Annotated in this window: 19 protein-coding genes; 8 read left to right on the plus strand and 11 right to left on the minus strand. The window is 58.7% G+C overall.

All coding sequences use genetic code 11. From position 1 onward, the window contains the following. Window positions 1-858: an MIP/aquaporin family protein gene (locus BOP96_RS14055; protein WP_014717136.1), complete on the minus strand. Its 858-nt coding sequence runs from the start codon at window positions 856-858 to the stop codon at window positions 1-3. A 325-nt stretch (window positions 859-1,183) separates the two neighbouring features. Here BOP96_RS14055 and ybaK point away from each other — a divergent pair, with 325 nt between their 5' ends. Continuing rightward, complete coding sequence (gene ybaK / locus BOP96_RS14060; RefSeq protein ID WP_014717137.1) at window positions 1,184-1,654, plus strand: Cys-tRNA(Pro) deacylase; 471 nt, start codon at window positions 1,184-1,186, stop codon at window positions 1,652-1,654. A gap of 133 nt (window positions 1,655-1,787) precedes the next feature. Here the strand turns inward: ybaK and BOP96_RS14065 are convergent, their stop codons facing one another. Then, entirely contained in the window at window positions 1,788-2,897 is a 1,110-nt protein-coding gene (locus tag BOP96_RS14065; protein WP_014717138.1) for an ABC transporter ATP-binding protein, read from the minus strand. Next, entirely contained in the window at window positions 2,894-3,814 is a 921-nt protein-coding gene (gene argF, locus BOP96_RS14070) for an ornithine carbamoyltransferase (RefSeq protein ID WP_014717139.1), read from the minus strand. Before argF ends, BOP96_RS14065 begins: the two co-directional genes overlap by 4 nt. Window positions 3,815-4,247: 433 nt before the next feature. Here argF and BOP96_RS14080 point away from each other — a divergent pair, with 433 nt between their 5' ends. Beyond that, window positions 4,248-6,356 carry a molybdopterin oxidoreductase family protein gene (locus BOP96_RS14080; protein ID WP_073453105.1) on the plus strand — a complete coding sequence of 703 codons (2,109 nt, stop codon included), beginning with the start codon at window positions 4,248-4,250 and terminating at the stop codon, window positions 6,354-6,356. A 77-nt stretch (window positions 6,357-6,433) separates the two neighbouring features. Continuing rightward, on the plus strand, window positions 6,434-6,772 hold the full coding sequence (gene grxD, locus BOP96_RS14085; RefSeq protein WP_054898038.1) for a Grx4 family monothiol glutaredoxin: 339 nt from the start codon (window positions 6,434-6,436) through the stop codon (window positions 6,770-6,772). A gap of 68 nt (window positions 6,773-6,840) precedes the next feature. Here grxD and bfr read toward each other — a convergent pair whose 3' ends face one another. Continuing rightward, entirely contained in the window at window positions 6,841-7,311 is a 471-nt protein-coding gene (bfr, locus tag BOP96_RS14090; protein ID WP_012722487.1) for a bacterioferritin, read from the minus strand. A 201-nt stretch (window positions 7,312-7,512) separates the two neighbouring features. Beyond that, window positions 7,513-7,731, minus strand: coding sequence for a bacterioferritin-associated ferredoxin (locus BOP96_RS14095; RefSeq protein ID WP_003188977.1), 219 nt, complete (start codon window positions 7,729-7,731; stop codon window positions 7,513-7,515). Window positions 7,732-7,974: 243 nt separating this feature from the next. Between BOP96_RS14095 and BOP96_RS14100 the strand changes: the two genes are divergently transcribed. Further along, a complete protein-coding gene (locus BOP96_RS14100) occupies window positions 7,975-8,577 on the plus strand; it encodes a peroxiredoxin (protein ID WP_003172097.1) in 603 nt (200 codons plus the stop codon). Between the two features lie 64 nt (window positions 8,578-8,641). On the opposite strand, the gene rnt is transcribed toward BOP96_RS14100, so the two are convergent. Together rnt and pyrC are read right to left on the minus strand one after the other, a co-directional pair. Beyond that, entirely contained in the window at window positions 8,642-9,313 is a 672-nt protein-coding gene (gene rnt / locus BOP96_RS14105) for a ribonuclease T (RefSeq protein ID WP_003188980.1), read from the minus strand. Then, complete coding sequence (pyrC, locus tag BOP96_RS14110) at window positions 9,310-10,356, minus strand: dihydroorotase (protein WP_014717142.1); 1,047 nt, start codon at window positions 10,354-10,356, stop codon at window positions 9,310-9,312. Before pyrC ends, rnt begins: the two co-directional genes overlap by 4 nt. A gap of 156 nt (window positions 10,357-10,512) precedes the next feature. On the opposite strand from pyrC, the gene BOP96_RS14115 reads away from it, so the two are divergent. The 3 genes from BOP96_RS14115 to BOP96_RS14125 all read left to right on the plus strand — a co-directional run bounded on the left by BOP96_RS14115 (window position 10,513) and on the right by BOP96_RS14125 (window position 14,008). Beyond that, window positions 10,513-11,421 (plus strand): flagellar protein MotY, encoded by a 909-nt coding sequence (locus BOP96_RS14115; RefSeq protein WP_060767093.1) that lies wholly within the window; start codon window positions 10,513-10,515, stop codon window positions 11,419-11,421. Between the two features lie 128 nt (window positions 11,422-11,549). After that, window positions 11,550-12,767, plus strand: a complete 1,218-nt coding sequence (locus tag BOP96_RS14120) for an argininosuccinate synthase (protein WP_003188984.1) — start codon at window positions 11,550-11,552, stop codon at window positions 12,765-12,767. 608 nt (window positions 12,768-13,375) lie between these two features. Beyond that, window positions 13,376-14,008, plus strand: coding sequence for a response regulator transcription factor (locus BOP96_RS14125; protein ID WP_003188986.1), 633 nt, complete (start codon window positions 13,376-13,378; stop codon window positions 14,006-14,008). Window positions 14,009-14,091: 83 nt separating this feature from the next. Here BOP96_RS14125 and BOP96_RS14130 read toward each other — a convergent pair whose 3' ends face one another. The 4 genes from BOP96_RS14130 to metG all read right to left on the minus strand — a co-directional run bounded on the left by BOP96_RS14130 (window position 14,092) and on the right by metG (window position 18,188). Further along, the gene (locus BOP96_RS14130) at window positions 14,092-14,274 is read right to left on the minus strand and encodes a PA3496 family putative envelope integrity protein (protein WP_014717144.1); all 183 of its coding nucleotides are present in this window, start codon (window positions 14,272-14,274) and stop codon (window positions 14,092-14,094) included. 107 nt (window positions 14,275-14,381) lie between these two features. Next, complete coding sequence (nth, locus tag BOP96_RS14135) at window positions 14,382-15,020, minus strand: endonuclease III (protein ID WP_073453108.1); 639 nt, start codon at window positions 15,018-15,020, stop codon at window positions 14,382-14,384. 60 nt (window positions 15,021-15,080) lie between these two features. Further along, window positions 15,081-16,049: an electron transport complex subunit RsxB gene (gene rsxB / locus BOP96_RS14140; RefSeq protein ID WP_069868302.1), complete on the minus strand. Its 969-nt coding sequence runs from the start codon at window positions 16,047-16,049 to the stop codon at window positions 15,081-15,083. 87 nt (window positions 16,050-16,136) lie between these two features. Then, window positions 16,137-18,188, minus strand: coding sequence for a methionine--tRNA ligase (metG, locus tag BOP96_RS14145; RefSeq protein WP_014717146.1), 2,052 nt, complete (start codon window positions 18,186-18,188; stop codon window positions 16,137-16,139). A gap of 173 nt (window positions 18,189-18,361) precedes the next feature. Here metG and apbC point away from each other — a divergent pair, with 173 nt between their 5' ends. Then, window positions 18,362-19,456 carry an iron-sulfur cluster carrier protein ApbC gene (apbC, locus tag BOP96_RS14150; protein ID WP_020301170.1) on the plus strand — a complete coding sequence of 365 codons (1,095 nt, stop codon included), beginning with the start codon at window positions 18,362-18,364 and terminating at the stop codon, window positions 19,454-19,456. The last annotated feature ends 99 nt before the right edge of the window (window positions 19,457-19,555 follow it).

The following is a 19,555-nucleotide window of genomic DNA, read 5'->3' on the forward strand; positions in this document are numbered from 1 at the left end:
TCAGGAAATACGAGTCTTGCCGTTGACAGCCGTGTCAGGTGTTTCTTCAGCGATAGCCGGTGCTGCGCTCGGCAGATGGCGGGCAATCAGCCCGCGATAGGCCGCAGCACCCAGGCATGCGCCGACAATCGGGGCGAAAATCGGCACCAGGAAGTAAGGAATATCTCGACCGCCAGTAAAGGCCATTTCACCCCAACCGGCGAAAAAGGTCATCAGCTTGGGGCCGAAATCCCGTGCCGGGTTCATCGCAAAGCCGGTCAGGGGGCCCATGGCGCTACCAATCACCGCGATCAGCAAACCGATCAGCAGGGGGGCCAGGGGGCCGCGTGGCAGGCCGTTGTTATCGTCGGTGAGGGCCATGATCACGCCCATCAGGATGGCGGTGATGACCATTTCCACCAGGAATGCCTGGGCCGTGCTCAGCAGCGCATGAGGATAGGTGGAGAACACCGAGGCCAATTCCAGGCTGGCTTGGGAGCCGCGGACCATGTGGTGGGTTTGTTCGTAATCGAAAAACAGATTGCTGTAGAGCGTGTACACCAGGGCGGCGGAGCAAAAGGCGCCGGCCACCTGGGCAAGAATATAGAAGGGCAGCTTGCGCTTTTCAAAATCGGCAAAGATGCACAGGGCGATACTGACCGCTGGGTTGAGGTGAGCCCCGGAAATACCGGCACTCAGGTAGATCGCCATGCTCACACCGACCCCCCAGATGATACTGATTTCCCACAAGCCAAAGCTCGCACCCGCGACCTTGAGCGCGGCGACGCATCCTGTACCGAAGAAGATCAGCAGCGCGGTGCCCAGGAATTCGGCCATGCATTGGCTCGAAAGTGAAGGCTGTTGAAGAGCAGTTGTCATGGAAAACCTCAATTGTTGTTCTTGTCTTGCGCACGGCCTCAACGGGCAGTTGCGCGATATTCACCACGAGAAGGATCCCCATCCTGGATCGCGGCTTACTGCGGAGTACCAGAGGATTATTCCTACGGTATTCGGAAACGAAAAAATATAGACAAGAATGACCGCTGTCAAAGGTCGAAAGTGAACCATTGGTCATTTCCGAACTATTGGTGTGATGAATGATCATGGCCAAGGCGCGTTGCTTAAGCGGTAATAGGTCTGTGCTAGAGCGTTTTAGGTAGGCTTGGCCTAGAATTGGCCATCAGTTTGCCCGCCCGGAGCCGCTATGACCCCTGCATTGGACCTGTTGAAAAAAGTTCGCGCCGAACATCGTGTGCATAGTTATGAACATGATCCCAAGGCAGCCTCGTATGGGCTGGAGGCCGCGGAGAAATTGAGCCTGGACCCGGCCCAGGTGTTCAAGACGCTGCTGGCGAGCAGTGAGAAGGGTGAATTGTTGGTGGCGGTGGTGCCGGTCGTCGGAAGTCTGGACTTGAAAGCCCTGGCTCACGCTGCGGGTGTGAAGAAAGTCGAAATGGCTGACCCGGCAGCGGCGCAGCGCTCCACGGGTTATCTGTTGGGCGGCATCAGTCCGTTGGGGCAGAAAAAGCGCCTGCGCACGTTTATCGATGAAACGGCGCAACCCTTTGCAACGATTTTTGTCAGCGCGGGCAGAAGAGGCCTGGAAGTTGAATTGCCAGCGGCGGTGCTGGCAGAACACACCCAGGCCAAATTCGCACCGATCGGGCGGGCCTGATAATCATCTTTGAAGTCTATGAGGATCAAATGTGGAAGCTGGCTTGCCTGCGATAGCATCAACGCGGTGTAACAGATAACCCGAGTTGTCTGTATCGCAGGCAAGCCAGCTCCCACAGTTTGATCCGGTTTCGTCAGTGAGCGACGCTGTGGCGACGCACGCCTGACTCAACAGCGGGAATCTGCGCCGCTGTGCTGCCGGATGCCTGGAACACCACCAAATGTTCAGCCGCCACACGGATCCCCACCTCTGCGCCCACTTGGTGATCGGCATGGCTGGGGAAAATCGACTCTAATTGCGCGCCGGTCGGCAGCTGTAACCGGTACAGCGTTGAGGCACCGAGGAAGGTCTTGCCGACGATCCGGGCTTTCAACGCGCTGTCCGGCGCATACACGATGTCGTCCGGGCGCAGCAGCACGTCCACCGCAGCGCCGGTCGGCAAAGTGTAGGCACGGTTGCCGCGCAGGTCGCCCAGTTCAGTGCTGACCGATTCGGGCGAGTTCAGCCGACCACGGATGAAATACCCCTGGCCGATGAAACTGGCGACGTAAGGCGTCTGCGGTTCGTGATAGAGGTTGTAGGGCGTGTCCCACTGCTCTAGGCGGCCTTCCTTGAAGACTCCGACGTGGTCGCTGACGGCGAAGGCCTCTTCCTGATCATGGGTTACCAGGATCGCGCTGGTGCCGCGAGCCTTGAGGATGTCGCGCACTTCATGGCTGAGCTTGCGGCGCAGTTCCCCATCGAGGTTGGAAAAGGGTTCATCCAGCAACAGCAGTTGCGGCTCCGGCGCCAGGGCGCGGGCGAGGGCGACGCGTTGTTGCTGGCCACCGGAAAGCTCATGGGGGAAGCGCTTGCCCAGGTTCTTCAAGTTGACCAGTTCCAGCAACTCGGCGACCACGCGCTCTTTTTGCGGGTGTTTGCGAATGCCAAAGGCGATGTTGTCAGCCACGCTCAGGTGCGGGAACAATGCGTAGTCCTGGAACACCATGCCGATGCGACGCTTCTCCGGCGCGAGGGTGAAACCGGCGCGGGAGATGACGTCGCCCGCCAGGCTGATTTCGCCTTCATGCACCGGCTCAAAGCCTGCGATCGCGCGCAGGGTAGTGGTCTTGCCGCAGCCCGAAGAGCCGAGCAGGCAACCGATATCACCGGCGTTGAGGTGCAGGTTGAGGTTCTGCACCACCCGCTGGTCTTGATAGCCGCATGCCAGATTGCGCAGGTTCAGCAGTAATGGCTGGCTCATGCGTGGTGGTACGACGGCGGGACGAGGAATTCGAGCAAGGCTTTTTGCGCATGCAGGCGGTTCTCGGCCTGATCCCACGCGACTGAGCGCGGATCGTCGAGCAGGTCCTGGCTGATTTCTTCGCCCCGGTGGGCGGGTAGGCAGTGCATGAACAGCACGTCCGGCGCGGCCAGGTCGAGCAACGCGCGAGTCACCTGGAACGGCGCGAACCGGGCCAGGCGCTTGGCGGTTTCGTCTTCCTGGCCCATGGAGGTCCAGACGTCTGTGCTGACCAGGTGCGCGCCGACCACTGCGTCTTTTGGATCGCGCAGCAGTTGCACACGGCCATCGGCCTTGGCCATGAACTCGGCGCTGGGCTCGTAGCCTTCAGGGCAGGCGATACGCAGGTGGAAGTCGAACTGGATCGCCGCTTCTATATAGCTGTTGCACATATTGTTGCCGTCGCCGATCCAGGCCACGGTCTTGCCTTGGATCGAGCCACGGTGTTCGAGGAAGGTTTGCATGTCGGCCAGCAACTGGCAGGGATGCAGGTCATCGGACAGGCCGTTGATCACGGGCACACGGGAGTTGGCGGCAAATTCGGTCAAGGTGCTGTGGGCGAAGGTACGGATCATCACGGCATCGAGCATGCGCGACATCACGATGGCGCAATCGCTGATCGGCTCACCACGGCCCAACTGGGTGTCGCGCGGTGACAGGAAGATGGCCTGGCCACCCAGCTGGATCATGCCGGCTTCGAACGACAGGCGTGTGCGCGTCGAGGACTTTTCGAAAATCATCCCGAGCACCCGGTTTTTCAACGGCTCAAACAGTACACCGCGGTTACGCAGGTCTTTAAGCTCAATGCCGCGACGGATCACGCTGACCAGCTCTTCGGGCGTGCAATCCATCAGGGAGAGAAAGTGCCTTGCGCTCATCATTAACTACCTTTTGCAACAGACCGCAGATACTCAAAGCCTTGTTTATTGCGACAACGGGCGAGACCTGCGGCGAAAGCCGCACGGGGCGACGAAATAGGGGAAGACGCGATATTGACATTAAATGTCGCGTTTTACCAATAGGGCTACGGCTTTAGGGATGTTCAAGCAGGGCGCTGGCGCGCGTTTGAAGACGATTTCCTGACAGCAGCGAGCCATTTGTACACTGGCGTCCAGGCCTTTTGCAATGCGCGGGGGCGGGCTTGGGCCAGGCCGCGTCGGTTTCAGCGCCTGCTGGCAAGGTTTCTGAAACATTTGCTCATGCTTAGCCATGCCCTGGCCTATGCCTGTCGATTCACAACGCGAAGGTTGCTGGCGCCCCAAGTGGTCGCGGCCCATAGTTGAGCCAAAGCCCCTATAAAAGAGACTGGCCATGACCAAGACTCTCCACCACCGTGCCTGCCACCTGTGCGAAGCCATCTGCGGCCTCACCCTGGAAACCACCCAAGGCGAAGACGGTCGCCTGGCGATCACCTCGATCAAGGGCGACCCTCTGGACAGTTTCAGTCGCGGCCACATCTGCCCCAAAGCCGTGGCCCTGCAGGACATCCAGAATGACCCGGACCGCCTGCACCAACCCATGCGGCGGGTGGGCAGCGAATGGCAGCCGATTGGCTGGGATGAAGCCTTTGCCCTGGTGGCCGAGCGGCTTGCGGGTATCCAGGCGCGGCATGGGCAGAACGCGGTGGCGGTGTATCAGGGCAACCCAAGCGTGCATAACTATGGGTTGATGACCCACAGCAACTACTTTCTAGGGCTGTTGAAGACGCGCAATCGCTTTTCCGCGACCTCGGTAGACCAGTTGCCTCATCACCTCACCAGCCACCTGATGTACGGCCACGGCCTGTTGTTGCCCATCCCCGACATCGACCAGACCGACTTCATGTTGATCCTCGGCGGCAACCCGCTGGCCTCCAATGGCAGCATCATGACCGTGCCCGATGTGGAAAAACGCCTCAAGGCCATCCAGGCGCGGGGTGGAAAAGTGGTGGTGGTCGACCCGCGGCGCAGCGAGACGGCAGCCATCGCCGACCAGCACGTGTTCGTACGCCCCGGCGGCGATGCGGCGTTGTTGTTTGGGGTGCTCAACACGTTGTTCACAGAAGGGCTGACACGCGACAGCCATTTGCCGGTGGAAGGCCTGGATGATGTACGCAAGGCGATTGCCGGCTTCGATGCCGAGGCCATGAGCCGCCAGTGTGCGGTGCCTGCCGAGCAGATCCGCCAGTTGGCCAGGGACTTCGCCGGCGCTGACAAGGCCGTTTGTTATGGCCGCATGGGGGTCTCGACCCAGGCGTTTGGCACGCTGTGCCATTGGCTGGTGCAACTGATCAACCTGGTGACCGGCAATCTGGACCGCGTCGGCGGCGCGCTCTGCACCAGCCCCGCGGTGGACCTGGTGGCCTCCACCAGCGGCGGCCATTTCAACCGCTGGCAGAGCCGCGTGTCCGGACGCCCGGAGTACGGTGGAGAACTGCCGGTGTCGGCGCTGGCCGAAGAAATGCTGACCGAGGGTGAAGGGCAGATCCGCGCCCTCGTGACGGTGGCCGGCAACCCGGTGCTGTCCACACCTAACGGTCGCCAATTGGAGCAAGCACTGGACGGGTTGGAATTCATGGTCAGCATCGACCTGTATATCAACGAGACCACGCGTTATGCCGACCTGATCTTGCCCTCCACCTCGGCGCTGGAAAACGATCACTACGACACCACCTTCAATCTGTTTGCGGTGCGCAATGTCACGCGTTTCAATCGTGCCATCCTGCCCAAGCCTGAGGGGGCGTTGCATGACTGGGAGATTTTTGTCGGCTTGGCCAAGGCGTTTGCGGCGCACACTGGCGCGGTGCTCAAGCCCACCCTGCCACCGGCACAGATGATCGACTTCGGCCTGCGTGCGGGTGCCTATGGTGACGCATCCAGTCATAAACTGTCGGTGGCCATGCTGGCGGATCATCCCCATGGCGTGGACCTGGGGCCGCTCAAGCCCAACCTCGGGGCACGTTTGAAAACCGCGGATGGCAAGGTGCAAGCGGCACCGGCCGTGATCCTGGCAGACCTGGCGCGTTTCACCGCGCAGCCGGTGCCGGTGGCCGACGAACTGCTATTGATTGGCAGGCGGCATGTGCGCAGCAATAATTCCTGGATGCATAACTATCACCGGCTGGTGAAGGGTAAGCCACGCCATCAACTGCTGATGCACCCCGATGATCTGGCTAGCCGTCAGTTGAGCGATGGCCAGCGGGTGCGGGTGAGTTCGCGTATCGGTATGGTCGAGGTGGAAGTAGCGGCCAGCACGGACATGATGCCGGGTGTGGTCAGCCTGCCTCACGGCTGGGGCCACGGTCGTCCTGGCGTGCAGATGAGCATCGCGAGCAGCCAGCCGGGGGCGAGTGCCAATGACTTGACCGACGAGCGGCAATTGGATGAGTTGTCGGGTAATGCGGCGCTCAATGGCGTACCGGTGAAGGTGGCGGCGGCCTGAGCATCCTGCTGGATTTTTGCGTTACAATGCGCCACCGTGCCGACCCGTGAGTCGCAAAGTTCCTGCAGAGGTGTTCCATGGATATCATCGAAACGATCAAAGAGCAGATTGCCAACAACACCATTCTGCTTTACATGAAAGGCGCTCCAAACGCGCCTCAGTGCGGTTTCTCCGCGAAAGCGTCCCAGGCAGTCATGGCATGTGGCGAGAAGTTCGCTTACGTGGATATCCTGCAAAACCCCGAGATCCGCGCCAACCTGCCAAAGTACGCCAACTGGCCGACTTTCCCGCAGTTGTGGGTAGCCGGTGAGCTGGTTGGCGGTAGCGACATCATCACTGAAATGGCAGCTGATGGTTCGCTGCAAGCGCTGATCAAAGACGCAGCGCAAAAAGCAGCAGTCAAGACTGACGCCTAATTGGCGAGCAATAAAAAGCCCCGCTTCTCTGGTGAGAGCGGGGCTTTTTTGTGCCTGAACGCTACGGGTTATTCACCCATCTGCGATTGCAGGTAATTCTCCAGGCTGACCTTGTCGATCAGGCCCAACTGGGTTTCAAGCCAGTCGATATGCTCTTCCTGATCTTCCAGGATATCTTCCAGCAGTTCACGGCTGCCGAAATCGCCCTTGGTTTCGCAGTGAGCGATAGCGGCTTTCAGATCGCTGTGGCTCTTGCGCTCAAAGCCCAGGTCGCTGCTGATCATTTCCTGGGTGTGCTCGCCGATGTTCAGCTTGCCCAAGTCCTGTACGTTCGGCAGGCCTTCCAGGAACAGGATGCGCTTGATCAGCGCGTCGGCGTCCTTCATGGCCTTGATCGACTCTTTGTATTCACGCTTGCCGAGCTTTTCCAGGCCCCAATCGTCGTACATGCGCGCATGCAGAAAGTACTGATTGATCGCGACCAGTTCATTGGCAAGGATTTTGTTGAGTTGCTGGATGACTGAGATGTCGCCTTTCATGACTGGGGTCCTGCCCTGTAATAGCTGTGTATAGGGCGGAGTCTGAGCGGTGAAAATCCTAGTGTCAAACCTAAGTTATTGAATAATAAATGAAAATTAATCGGAATAAGAATGTTTGTGTTCCGCGTCTTGGCGCTAACTATTTGAATTGATGGCATAAAAAAACCGGACACTAGGTCCGGTTCTTCAAAACATGCCTATTCAGGCGTGTTTAAATTCTGCTGGGTAGGGGAGCGCGGCCTGGGCTGTTTGCAGCTGCGTCAGGGTTTCCCGTACCACTTGCTTGGCCAGGCAAGCACATTTGCCACACTGGCTGGCAACGCCGGTGGTTTCACGTACTTCCTTATAGCTGCAGCAACCTTCGTAGATTGCTTCGCGGATTTGTCCGTCGGTGACGCCAGTGCAGAGGCAGACATACATAAGTGAGAACCGTCGCGGGTTTATGGCTTAAGTGCGATGGATCTTAATGTTAACGAGAATGATTGTCAAAATAGTTTCAGTAGCAATCCGGGGGGAATTGCCCGTGCGCTGACGAACGGTTTTTTCGGTGTATGATGGTCGGTCTTCACGAAGCGTGATTGCGTCATATTTTTGTCTGTTTCCACAGGCAGATTCGACCGGTCCTTTTACTTCAATCGTCACCCCTATATCAGGAGATATCCAATGAGCGTACTCGTCGGTAAACAAGCCCCGGATTTCGACGTACCAGCCGTCCTCGGCAATGGCGAAATCGTAGACAGCTTCAAGCTGTCTGAAGCCATCAAAGGCAAATACGGCCTGGTGTTCTTCTACCCGCTGGACTTCACCTTCGTCTGCCCTTCGGAGCTGATCGCCCTGGACCACCGCATGGACGATTTCAAGGCGCGCAACGTTGAAGTGGTCGCGGTTTCCATCGACTCCCATTTCACCCACAACGCCTGGCGCAACACCGCCATCAACGACGGCGGCATTGGCAAAGTCAAATACACCATGGCTGCCGACATGAAGCACGACATCGCCAAGGCCTACGACGTTGAGTCCGAAGGCGGCGTGGCGTTCCGTGGCGCGTTCCTGATCGACGACAAGGGCGTTGTGCGCTCGCAGATCATCAACGACCTGCCGCTGGGCCGTAACATGGAAGAGCTGATCCGCCTGGTCGACGCGCTGCAATTCCACGAAGAGCACGGCGAAGTCTGCCCTGCCAACTGGAAAAAAGGCGACAAAGGCATGAACGCTTCGCCAGAAGGCGTTGCGGCTTACCTGACCGAGAACGCTGGCAAGCTGTAAGCCAACGTCACGGTAAAAAAAACCGGCCTGAAAAGGCCGGTTTTTTTATGCGCGGGATTTGACTTCAGTCGTTGAAGTCTTCCCAGCCGCCCATCTGCTTCCAGCGGTTGACGATGCCGCAGAACAGCTCGGCGGTCTTCTCGGTGTCGTAGCGGGCCGAGTGGGCTTCACGCCCGTCAAAGTCGATACCGGCCGCCTGGCAGGCTTTGGCCAGAACGGTCTGACCGTAGGCCAGGCCTGCAAGCGTTGCGGTGTCGAAACTGGAGAACGGATGAAACGGGTTGCGCTTCATGTCCAACCGCGCCACGGCGGCGTTCAGGAAGCCCAGGTCGAAACTGCTGTTGTGACCGACGAGGATCGCACGTTTGCAGCCATTGGCCTTCAATGCCTTGCGCACGCCACGGAAGATGTCGGTCAGCGCCGCTTCTTCACTTACCGCCATGCGCAGTGGGTGGTCGAGCTTGATCCCGGTGAATTCCAGGGCAGCGGCTTCGATATTGGCGCCTTCAAACGGCTCGACGCGAAAGAAATGGGTGTGCTCCGGGTACACAAAGCCCTGTTCGTCCATGCCGATGGTGGTTGCGGCAATTTCCAGCAAGGCATCGGTGGCGCAGTTGAAACCACCGGTTTCTACGTCGATGACGACCGGCAGATAGCCGCGAAAACGCTCGGCCATCGGATGGCGCGAGCCACCACCGCCGTGCTCTTGTTCGTCGTCGTAATGGTCTTCACTCACTTGCTTTCCTCCAGCAGGCGCCAGCGCAGTGTTTCACCGGCGCGCAGCGGGATAACGGTCAGCTCGCCAAACGGCAGGCTGGCAGGGGCGGTCCAGTCTTCACGAACCAGGGTAATGCGGTCGGTATTCGCCGGCAGGCCGTAGAAACGCGGGCCGTTGAGGCTGGCGAAACCTTCGAGCTTGTCCAGAGCATTACGTTGTTCAAACGCTTCGGCGTACAACTCGATGGCGGCAAACGCGGTGTAGCAGCCGGCGCAGCCGCATGCGGCTTCCTTGGCGTGCTGGGCGTGGGGCGCCGAGTCGGTGCCGAGGAAGAACTTCGGGTTGCCGCTGGTGGCGGCATCCAGCAGGGCTACCTGATGGGTGTTGCGTTTGAGGATCGGCAGGCAGTAGAAGTGCGGCCGAATCCCGCCCACCAGCATGTGGTTGCGGTTGTAGAGCAGGTGATGGGCCGTGATGGTCGCGCCAACGTTGGCCGACGCCTCGCTGACGAACTGCACCGCATCGGCGGTGGTGATGTGTTCAAACACCACCTTGAGCGTGGGGAACAGCTCGACCACACGACGCATGTGTTCATCGATGAAGATTTTTTCGCGATCGAACACGTCCACATCGCCACGGGTGACTTCCCCGTGGATCAGCAATGGCATGCCGACCTCCGCCATGGCTTCGATTGCCGGCAGGATCTTATCGATGCTGGTCACGCCGGAATCGGAGTTGGTGGTCGCGCCTGCCGGGTACAGCTTGGCGGCGTGCACGTAACCGCTGGCCTTGGCTTCACGGATTTCTTCAGGCTGGGTGCGGTCGGTGAGGTAGAGCACCATCAACGGTTCGAAGCGGCTGCCGGCCGGTCGCGCAGCGAGGATGCGCTGGCGATAGGCGTCGGCTTCTGCGGCATTGCGCACCGGAGGTACGAGGTTAGGCATGATGATGGCGCGGCCAAACGTGCGCGCGACATCGGCCACGGTTTGAGGTAACGCAGCACCATCGCGAAGATGAATATGCCAGTCGTCGGGACGCAGCAGGGTCAGGCGGTCGGACATTGGGGATTCCAGGCGGGTCAATCTGGTGGGAATGCTACCGGAAAAGACTCTTGCAGGCACTCGCTATCAAGTTTTGCCGGATGCTACCGATATCTCCGGGTATGCCTTAACGATGTATGACGCTTTGAAGTGTTGTAGAAACCAGTGGAGCCTCCCGTGCGCCAGTATTATCTAGCCCTGCTCAGTGTGTTCGCCAGCCTGCCTGCGGCGGCCCTCACGTTCCAGACACGTCTGGAGAATATTGAGTGGAAGGTAGAGGGCGATCAGTTCGAGTGCCGCCTGACCCAGCCGATCAGCGATTTCGGTTCCGGTGAATTCGTACGCCGGGCCGGCGAACAGGCGACGTTTCGTCTGAAAACCTATGGCGGCACCCTTGGCGCCGGCTCGGCAACCTTATTGGCCGCGGCCGCGCCGTGGCAGCCGGGCCGAGGTGATATCAACCTTGGAGCCGTGCGTGTCGGCAGCGGCGACGTCCTGTTCAATAGCTCCCAGGCCCAGGCCGGCCGCCTGTTCACGGGTTTGCTTGAAGGGCGCAGCCCGACCGTGCGGCATTACGGGCGTCAAGGCGGCTACTCGGAAATTCGCCTGCTGCCTGTGAAGTTCAACAAGGCTTACAGCGATTATCAGCTGTGCACCACCAAGCTGCTGCCCATGAATTACGACCAGGTCAGACAGACCGAAGTGGGCTTTCCCGGCGGCGGCATTGAGCTGGACGCGGCGGCCAAGAAGAAGTTGTCCGTGATCCTTGCCTTCATGAAGGCCGATCCTACGGTCAACCATGTCGAGTTGAACGGCCATTCGGACAACAGTGGCAACCGCCTGACCAACCGTGACGTTTCACGTCGCCGCGCCCTGGCGGTGATGGACTACTTCAAGGCCAACGGCATCCAGGAATCGCAGATCACGATGCGCTTTCATGGCGAAAGCTACCCCTTGGCGCCCAACACCAATGCCGCCAACCGCGCGCGTAACCGCCGTGTGAATATTCAGCTGGAGCGCGTGGCTGCCCCCGAGAAACCGGCGCCCCAGACCATTGCGCCAAGCAACCCGGCGGCTACCTCATAAGGGCGACCATCGGTCGCCCACTCGACATAATCTGTCGCTTTATCTTCATTTGCTGTCGCGCCCCTGTAATTTCACGGTTTTGATCGGTAGAATCGTCGCCTTTCCGTACAACCCCGTGGAGTGATGGCATGGCCGACGTAAACAAGGTCGTTCTCGCGTATTCCGGCGGCCTGGACACTTCGGTGATCCTCAAGTGGCTGCAGGATACTTATAACTGTGAAGTGGTGACCTTCACCGCTGACCTGGGTCAGGGTGAAGAGGTCGAGCCTGCACGTGCCAAGGCGCAAGCCATGGGCGTGAAAGAGATCTACATTGACGACCTGCGCGAAGAGTTCGTCCGCGATTTCGTCTTCCCGATGTTTCGCGCCAACACTGTCTACGAAGGTGAGTACCTGCTGGGTACCTCCATCGCACGTCCACTGATCGCCAAGCGCCTGATCGAGATCGCCAACGAAACGGGCGCCGACGCCATTTCTCACGGCGCCACCGGCAAGGGCAACGACCAGGTCCGTTTCGAACTGGGTGCCTACGCACTCAAGCCAGGCGTTAAAGTCATTGCGCCGTGGCGGGAATGGGACCTGCTGTCCCGTGAAAAGCTGATGGATTACGCTGAAAAGCACGCCATCCCGATCGAGCGCCACGGCAAGAAGAAGTCGCCGTACTCAATGGACGCCAACCTGTTGCACATCTCCTATGAAGGCGGCGTGCTGGAAGACACCTGGACCGAGCACGAAGAAGACATGTGGAAATGGACCGTCTCCCCGGAGAACGCTCCAGACAAGGCGCAGTACCTGGAACTGACTTACCGTAACGGCGATATCGTTGCGCTGGACGGCGTTGAAATGACCCCGGCCACCGTACTGGCGACCCTGAACCGGATCGGTGGCCAGCATGGTATCGGCCGTCTCGACATCGTCGAGAACCGTTACGTGGGCATGAAGTCCCGTGGCTGCTACGAAACCCCAGGTGGCACCATCATGCTGCGCGCCCACCGCGCCATCGAATCCATCACCCTGGACCGCGAAGTCGCTCACCTCAAAGACGAGCTGATGCCCAAGTACGCCAGCCTGATCTACACCGGTTACTGGTGGAGCCCTGAGCGTCTGATGCTGCAACAGATGATCGACGCCTCCCAGGCTCATGTGAACGGTGTTGTGCGCCTGAAGCTGTACAAGGGCAACGTGATCGTCACCGGCCGCAAGTCCGATGAGTCGCTGTTCGACTCCAACATCGCCACCTTCGAAGAAGACGGCGGGGCCTACAATCAGGCGGACGCGGCAGGCTTCATCAAGTTGAACGCACTGCGCATGCGCATTGCTGCCAACAAGGGCCGCTCGTTGTTCTGAACCGTGCGCCTGTCGTGAAAAATGGCCCCTTATGCAAGGGGCCATTTTTTTTGCCTGGATTTTAGATGTCGCACTGTTTATTAGCGTTTAGCGTGTGTTTAAGGTTTTTTCGTAACTTGCGCAATTATTTACCGGTTTATCTTTTTTTAAGGCTGAATCATTTTTTACATCTGGGGAGGAACTATGTCTGACAGAAAATTCACTCATGTAGTTGCAATGGAGATGTGAGTTGTTGAATTTTCTGTAGGAATTGCGGAAGTGTTGAAATATGTTAAATGGAACTAATGCGGACGGTTTTTCCGGGTCGGTTTGCGGGCGTCATTGCGACAAGCAAGGGGCATTTCCTGAAAGTCTTGTGCGGCACGTTTACCTTCAGGGGCTCATGCCCCAGACATTTCACTCAAAATATGTGCGCGCCGGGAAAGGTCTGAAAGCAACCATAAAGCTACATGCATCTAAGTTGGCGAATTTTTGTAGGTTAATTCCTATCTTCTTGTGGGTTGGGTCTCTGCCTGCTCTTGCTCGGGGTGGAATGCTATGCCAACTAGTAATCGACTAGGCTATTGTGTTTGCTCTAAATAATTCGAACAGCGAAATTGGACTTTCTCATGAATAAAGTGCTGATCGTGGATGATCATCCCGTCATTCGTCTTGCTGTGCGCATGCTAATGGAGCGTCATGGTTATGAGGTCGTTGCCGAGACTGATAACGGTGTCGATGCGTTGCAACTTGCACGGGAACATATGCCGGATATTGTGATACTGGATATCGGAATCCCCAAGCTCGACGGCTTGGAAGTTATTTGTCGGCTGGCTTCGACCAAGCAAGCCGTCTCGTTCAAGGTGCTGGTGCTGACGTCCCAGGCGCCTGGCCATTTTTCCATGCGCTGCATGCAGGCGGGTGCCGCCGGCTATGTGTGCAAGCAGCAGGATCTGACAGAGTTGCTCAGTGCCATCAAGGCGGTGCTTTCCGGCTATAGCTATTTCCCGAACCAGGCGCTCAACTCAGTGCGGTCAACCATGGGCAATGCCAGTGAAGCCGACATGGTCGAACGCTTATCGGGGCGGGAGATGATGGTGCTGCAGCAACTGGCCCGTGGCAAAACCAACAAGGAGATTGCCGATGGCATGTTCCTCAGCAACAAAACCGTCAGTACCTACAAGACGCGCTTGCTGCTCAAGCTCAATGCCAGGTCCCTCGTGGACTTGATCGAACTGGCCCAGCGCAACGGCCTGGTCTAGGAGGATATTGCATCTCTTGAATACCCGTGTAACCGGCAGAAAAAAGCCTCCGTCAGGGAGGCTTCCGGCCGCCAACGGCTCGATCAGAGATCGAAGTCGTAATCGGCCAGCTGTTTTTGCAAGCGTCGCTCTTCCAGAAGATTGTCGATAGTGCGGCGTTTGCTTAAATTGGTCTTGGCCACCTCTGCCACAGGTGCCTCTACCACATCGTCATCCGACTCAACGAGGTCGTCTTCCACTTCCAGTTGTTCGTTGCCAGCGCTCATAAGGTCAACTCCAGGCTAAGACTGCCGTTGGGGCTCCTTATAGCGATAATCCGCGAACGGGTAAAAAAGATTTTTTCAATCGCCTGATCACAAAAAGCAATGATCGCTCAATCGTCGGAGGTCTTGTCCTTGTATTCGCACAAGTCTTCGATACGGCAGCTGCCGCAGCGCGGCTTGCGGGCCTGGCAAACGTAGCGTCCGTGCAGGATCAGCCAATGGTGGGAGTCGAGCAAATAGGGCTTGGGCACGAACTTCATCAATTGCTTTTCCACCTCAACCACATTCTTGCCCCGTGCAATGCCGGTTCGGTTGCTGACGCGGAAAATGTGCGTGTCCACCGCCATGGTCAACTGCCGAAACGCCGTATTGAGCACCACGTTCGCCGTTTTGCGGCCCACGCCTGGCAAGGCTTCGAGGGCTTCGCGGGTTTGTGGCACCTCACCCCCATGCAGCTCCAACAACAGGCGGCACGTTTCGATCACATTCTTGGCCTTGCTGTTATACAGGCCGATGGTTTTGATGTATTCGGACAAGCCTTCCACACCCAGGGCGCAAATCGCGGCGGGTGTATTGGCCACGGGGTACAACTTCGCCGTGGCCTTGTTAACGCCTACGTCTGTGGATTGAGCCGATAGGATCACCGCAATCAGTAATTCGAACGGTGAGGAGTAGGCCAGTTCGGTTTTCGGTTCCGGATTGTCTTCGTGAAACCTGCGGAAGATTTCCAGGCGTTTTGCGGCATTCATAGGGACAGGCGTTTCCTTGCAGGCGGTCGGCGTGATGTTAGCAATACACAGCGCACTGGGTCAGCCGTTGGCCTCGGCATCTTGCAGCGTTTGCTCGGCGGCATTCAATGCGGCTTTCAAGGTTGCCAATTGATGCTCGTCGGCATGGTGATCCTGAGCCTTTTTCAACGCTGCACGGCGCATGGCCAGCTGGATTTTTGCGCGCTTGAACTCGGCGCTTTTAGTGGTCGTCTTTGGTGGCTGCGGTGAGCTGTTGGCCTCCAGTGCGGCAAGCGCCTGCTCGGATGCCTCGAACTGCCGCTGCAGCATAATCAATTGCGACTGTTGCTCAAAGGTCGGCGGATGCCCAAACGCTTTCAAGGATTTGTGCAACTGAGCGCGACTCATGGCGACGCTGCTTTTGGCCTGCTTGATCGCAGCGTCCTGAGCGGCCTGAGTGTTATCAACCGGTGCCACCTCCATCGGCGCTGTGCGCTTGGCTCGTGCCAGGCGTTCGGCGAGCTTGTAGGCTTCTTCACGTTGCAGGCGGGCGTTACGTTGCTCGAAGCGCCGCCGCGCCCGGTTGCGTTTGCGGTCGCGTACACGCCGTTCATCATCGTTGCTGGCCAAGTCACCGACGATAGGCAGAACGTCAGCAAGTGGGCGCATCTCGATACAGTCGACAGGGCAAGGCGCAACGCACAGGTCGCAACCGGTGCACTCGTCGACAATCACGGTGTGCATCAACTTGGCGGCACCCACAATGGCGTCCACCGGGCAGGCCTGGATGCATTTGGTACAGCCGATGCATTCGGCCTCGCGGATATAGGCGACTTGCGCAGGCGCATCTCCACGGCTGGTGTCCAGCTCCAGTACCGGCAGGCGCAGCAGTTGCGCGAGCCCGGCAATGGTTTCCTGCCCACCGGGCGGGCACTTGTTGATGGCTTCGCCTTTAGCGATGCCTTCTGCGTAGGGCTTGCAGCCCGGGTGCCCGCACTTGCCGCATTGAGTCTGCGGCAGCAGCGCGTCGATACGTTGAATGAGGTTCATGCTGTGATCATAGCGTTGATGCCCGGTCCAGGGAGGAGGGCAAGCTGAGAAGCCCCGCTGTAGCAACAGCGGGGCATTTTGCAGAGGTTACTTGATGCGTTGACCCGGCTTGGCACCGCTGTCCGGGCTCAGCAGGTAGATTTCTTCGCCGCCAGGGCCAGCCGCCATCACCATGCCTTCGGAAATGCCAAACTTCATTTTCCGTGGCTTGAGGTTGGCGATCATCATGGTCAGGCGACCATCGAGCTTGGACGGGTCCGGGTACGCGCTCTTGATGCCGGAGAACACGTTGCGCTGTTCGTCACCGATATCCAAGGTCAGGCGCAGCAGCTTGTCGGCGCCTTCCACGGCTTCGGCCTTGATGATCAGCGCCACGCGCAGGTCCACGGCGGCAAAGGCGTCGAAATCGATTTCCGGGGAAATCGGGTCCTTGGCCAGCTCGCCATTGCCCGCCGGCGCGGATTGGCCGGTATCGGTCTGGCTGGCCACCAGGTCTTCTTTCGAAGCGTCGGTCATTGCCTGGACTTTCACCGGGTCAATCCGGGTCATCAAGGGCTTGAACGCGTTCAACTGATGATTACCGAGCAATGTGGTGTGATCGTTCCAGCTCAACGGCGCCACGTTGAGGAACGCCTCGGCATCAGCGGCCAGCAATGGCAGCACCGGCTTGAGGAAGATCACCAACTGACGGAACAGGTTGACCCCGGTGGCGCAGATCGCCTGAACCTCAGCTTCCTTGCCTTCCTGCTTGTTCAGCGACCATGGCGCCTTGTCGGCGATCCAGGCGTTGGCGCGGTCGGCCAGGCCCATGATCTCGCGCATGGCGCGGGCAAAGTCGCGGGCTTCATAAGCGTCGGCGATGCTCGGCGCGGCGGCCAGGAAGGCGTCGGTCAGTTCCGGTGCGGCGTTCTCGGCTACCAGTACACCGGCGTTGCCCTTGTGGATGAACCCGGCGCAACGGCTGGCGATGTTGACGACTTTACCTACAAGGTCCGAGTTGACCTTCTGTACGAAGTCTTCCAGGTTCAGGTCCAAGTCGTCCACACCACGGCCCAGCTTGGATGCGTAGTAATAGCGCAGGTATTCCGGCGACAGATGGTCCAGGTAGGTGCGCGCCTTGATAAAGGTGCCACGGGACTTGGACATTTTCTGGCCGTTGACCGTCAGGTAGCCGTGCACGGCGATGCCGGTCGGCTTGCGGTAGCCCGAGCCTTCAAGCATTGCCGGCCAGAACAGCGCGTGGAAGTTGACGATGTCCTTGCCGATGAAGTGGTACAGCTCGGCGGTGGAGTCCTTGCCCCAGAACGCGTCGAAGTCCAACTGCGGGGTGCGGTCGCACAGATTCTTGAAGCTGGCCATGTAGCCGATCGGCGCGTCCAGCCATACATAGAAATACTTGCCTGGCTCGCCCGGAATCTCGAAGCCGAAGTACGGCGCGTCGCGGGAGATGTCCCACTGCTGCAGGCCACTGTCGAGCCATTCGGAGAGTTTGTTGGCCACGGCGTCCTGCAAGGTGCCGCTGCGCGTCCAGGTTTGCAGCATTTGCTGGAAATCCGGGAGCTTGAAGAAGAAGTGCTGCGAGTCCTTGAGCACCGGCGTGGCGCCGGAGATCGCTGACTTGGGATCCTTCAAGTCGGTCGGTGCGTAGGTCGCACCACATTTTTCGCAGTTGTCGCCGTACTGGTCTTCGGTGCCGCATTTCGGGCAGGTGCCCTTGATGAAACGGTCGGCCAGGAACATTTTCTTTTCCGGGTCGAAATACTGGGTCACCGAACGTTGGTCGATGTGCCCGGCTTCCTTCAACCGCAGGTAGATCTGGCTCGACAGCTCGCGGTTTTCGTCGGAGTGGGTCGAGTGAAAATTGTCGAAGTCCACCAGGAACTCGGCAAAGTCGGCGCTGTGTTCAGCCTGCACATTGGCGATCAGCTGTTCCGGGGTGATGCCTTCCTTTTCGGCGCGCAACATGATGGCCGAACCGTGGGCGTCGTCCGCGCAGACATAAATGCATTGATTGCCGCGATGCTTCTGGAAGCGCACCCACATATCGGTCTGGATGTACTCAAGCATATGGCCAAGATGGATCGAACCATTGGCATAGGGCAGGGCGCTGGTGACGAGGATCTTGCGTGGCTCGGACATGGGGCTCGGCTACTTGATGAAACGGAGGTCGGCCACTATAAAGCGCCGGGAAATTTATTTCACCCCGTGACGCTGTTTCAGAATCTTCCGTACTTTCGAAAGCATGCCGTTCGGCGGCTGGAACGGTTAGGATAGCCGCCTGTTTCAGTCAGTCTTTTTTTCGGGAGTAGCCCATGAGCGCCGTCAATCGCGCAGCGGTGGAAGCCGTTCTTCGCCAGTACACCGACCCCTATTTGAACCAGGACCCGGTCAGTGCCGGCTGTGTACGTGCCATCGAGGTCCAGGGCGACCAGGTGTCGGTGCAGTTGCAACTGGGTTATGCCGCGGGCCTGTTCAAAAGCGGTTGGGCGCAGATGCTGCAAATGGCTATCGAGGGCCTCGACGGTGTGGGTTCGGCCAAGGTCGACATCCAATGCGTGATCACGCCGCACAAGGCCCAGGCGCAGATCCCGGGTCTGGCCAACGTCAAGAATGTGGTGGCGGTGGCTTCCGGCAAGGGTGGCGTGGGTAAATCCACCACCGCGGCCAACCTGGCCCTGGCCTTGGCCCGGGAAGGGGCGCGCGTGGGCATTCTCGATGCCGATATCTACGGGCCGAGCCAGGGCGTGATGTTCGGCATCGCCGAAGGCACACGGCCGAAGGTCAAGGATCAGAAATGGTTTGTACCGATCGAGTCGCTGGGTGTGGAAGTGATGTCCATGGCGTTTCTCACCGATGACAACACGCCGATGGTCTGGCGCGGGCCAATGGTCTCCGGTGCGTTGCTGCAATTGGTCACACAAACAGCTTGGGGCGACCTCGACTACCTGGTGATCGACATGCCGCCAGGCACCGGCGACATTCAACTGACCCTGGCGCAGAAAGTGCCGGTGGCCGGTGCGGTGATTGTCACCACGCCTCAGGACCTGGCGCTGCTGGACGCCAGGAAAGGTGTGGAGATGTTCCGCAAGGTCAACATCCCGGTGCTGGGCGTCGTGGAAAACATGGCGGTGCACATCTGTTCCAACTGCGGGCATGCCGAGCATCTGTTCGGTGAGGGCGGGGGGGCGAAGCTCGCTACCCAGTATGGCGTTGAACTGCTGGCATCGCTGCCATTGGCGATGGAGATTCGCGAGCAGGCCGATGGTGGCAAACCTACCGTCGCGGCAGAGGCCGATGGGCAGATCGCGATGATCTATCAGGAATTGGCCCGTCACGTCGGTGCGCGGATTGTTTTGCAGGAAGCGACGGCGCCGGCAATGCCGACCATTACCGTGAGCGACGATTGATTAGGCTTTAACGGTTACGCGAAAAGCCTGACGATCCGTGGTGCTCTCAGGTTTTTCGCGAGCGAGCTCGCTCCTACAGGTGGGGCGCCAAAAGGGCTT

Origin of the sequence: Pseudomonas sp. FSL W5-0203, from assembly GCF_001896155.1 — a bacterium.
GTDB classification, from domain to species: Bacteria; Pseudomonadota; Gammaproteobacteria; order Pseudomonadales; family Pseudomonadaceae; genus Aquipseudomonas; species Aquipseudomonas paracarnis.

Coding starts and splice junctions, on each gene's coding strand:
- BOP96_RS14055 (WP_014717136.1), bottom strand. CDS start 858: ATGACAACTGCTCTTCAACAGCCTTCACTTTCGAGCCAATGCATGGCC.
- ybaK (WP_014717137.1), top strand. CDS start 1,184: ATGACCCCTGCATTGGACCTGTTGAAAAAAGTTCGCGCCGAACATCGT.
- BOP96_RS14065 (WP_014717138.1), bottom strand. CDS start 2,897: ATGAGCCAGCCATTACTGCTGAACCTGCGCAATCTGGCATGCGGCTAT.
- argF (WP_014717139.1), bottom strand. CDS start 3,814: ATGAGCGCAAGGCACTTTCTCTCCCTGATGGATTGCACGCCCGAAGAG.
- BOP96_RS14080 (WP_073453105.1), top strand. CDS start 4,248: ATGACCAAGACTCTCCACCACCGTGCCTGCCACCTGTGCGAAGCCATC.
- grxD (WP_054898038.1), top strand. CDS start 6,434: ATGGATATCATCGAAACGATCAAAGAGCAGATTGCCAACAACACCATT.
- bfr (WP_012722487.1), bottom strand. CDS start 7,311: ATGAAAGGCGACATCTCAGTCATCCAGCAACTCAACAAAATCCTTGCC.
- BOP96_RS14095 (WP_003188977.1), bottom strand. CDS start 7,731: ATGTATGTCTGCCTCTGCACTGGCGTCACCGACGGACAAATCCGCGAA.
- BOP96_RS14100 (WP_003172097.1), top strand. CDS start 7,975: ATGAGCGTACTCGTCGGTAAACAAGCCCCGGATTTCGACGTACCAGCC.
- pyrC (WP_014717142.1), bottom strand. CDS start 10,356: ATGTCCGACCGCCTGACCCTGCTGCGTCCCGACGACTGGCATATTCAT.
- BOP96_RS14120 (WP_003188984.1), top strand. CDS start 11,550: ATGGCCGACGTAAACAAGGTCGTTCTCGCGTATTCCGGCGGCCTGGAC.
- BOP96_RS14125 (WP_003188986.1), top strand. CDS start 13,376: ATGAATAAAGTGCTGATCGTGGATGATCATCCCGTCATTCGTCTTGCT.
- BOP96_RS14130 (WP_014717144.1), bottom strand. CDS start 14,274: ATGAGCGCTGGCAACGAACAACTGGAAGTGGAAGACGACCTCGTTGAG.
- nth (WP_073453108.1), bottom strand. CDS start 15,020: ATGAATGCCGCAAAACGCCTGGAAATCTTCCGCAGGTTTCACGAAGAC.
- rsxB (WP_069868302.1), bottom strand. CDS start 16,049: ATGAACCTCATTCAACGTATCGACGCGCTGCTGCCGCAGACTCAATGC.
- metG (WP_014717146.1), bottom strand. CDS start 18,188: ATGTCCGAGCCACGCAAGATCCTCGTCACCAGCGCCCTGCCCTATGCC.
- apbC (WP_020301170.1), top strand. CDS start 18,362: ATGAGCGCCGTCAATCGCGCAGCGGTGGAAGCCGTTCTTCGCCAGTAC.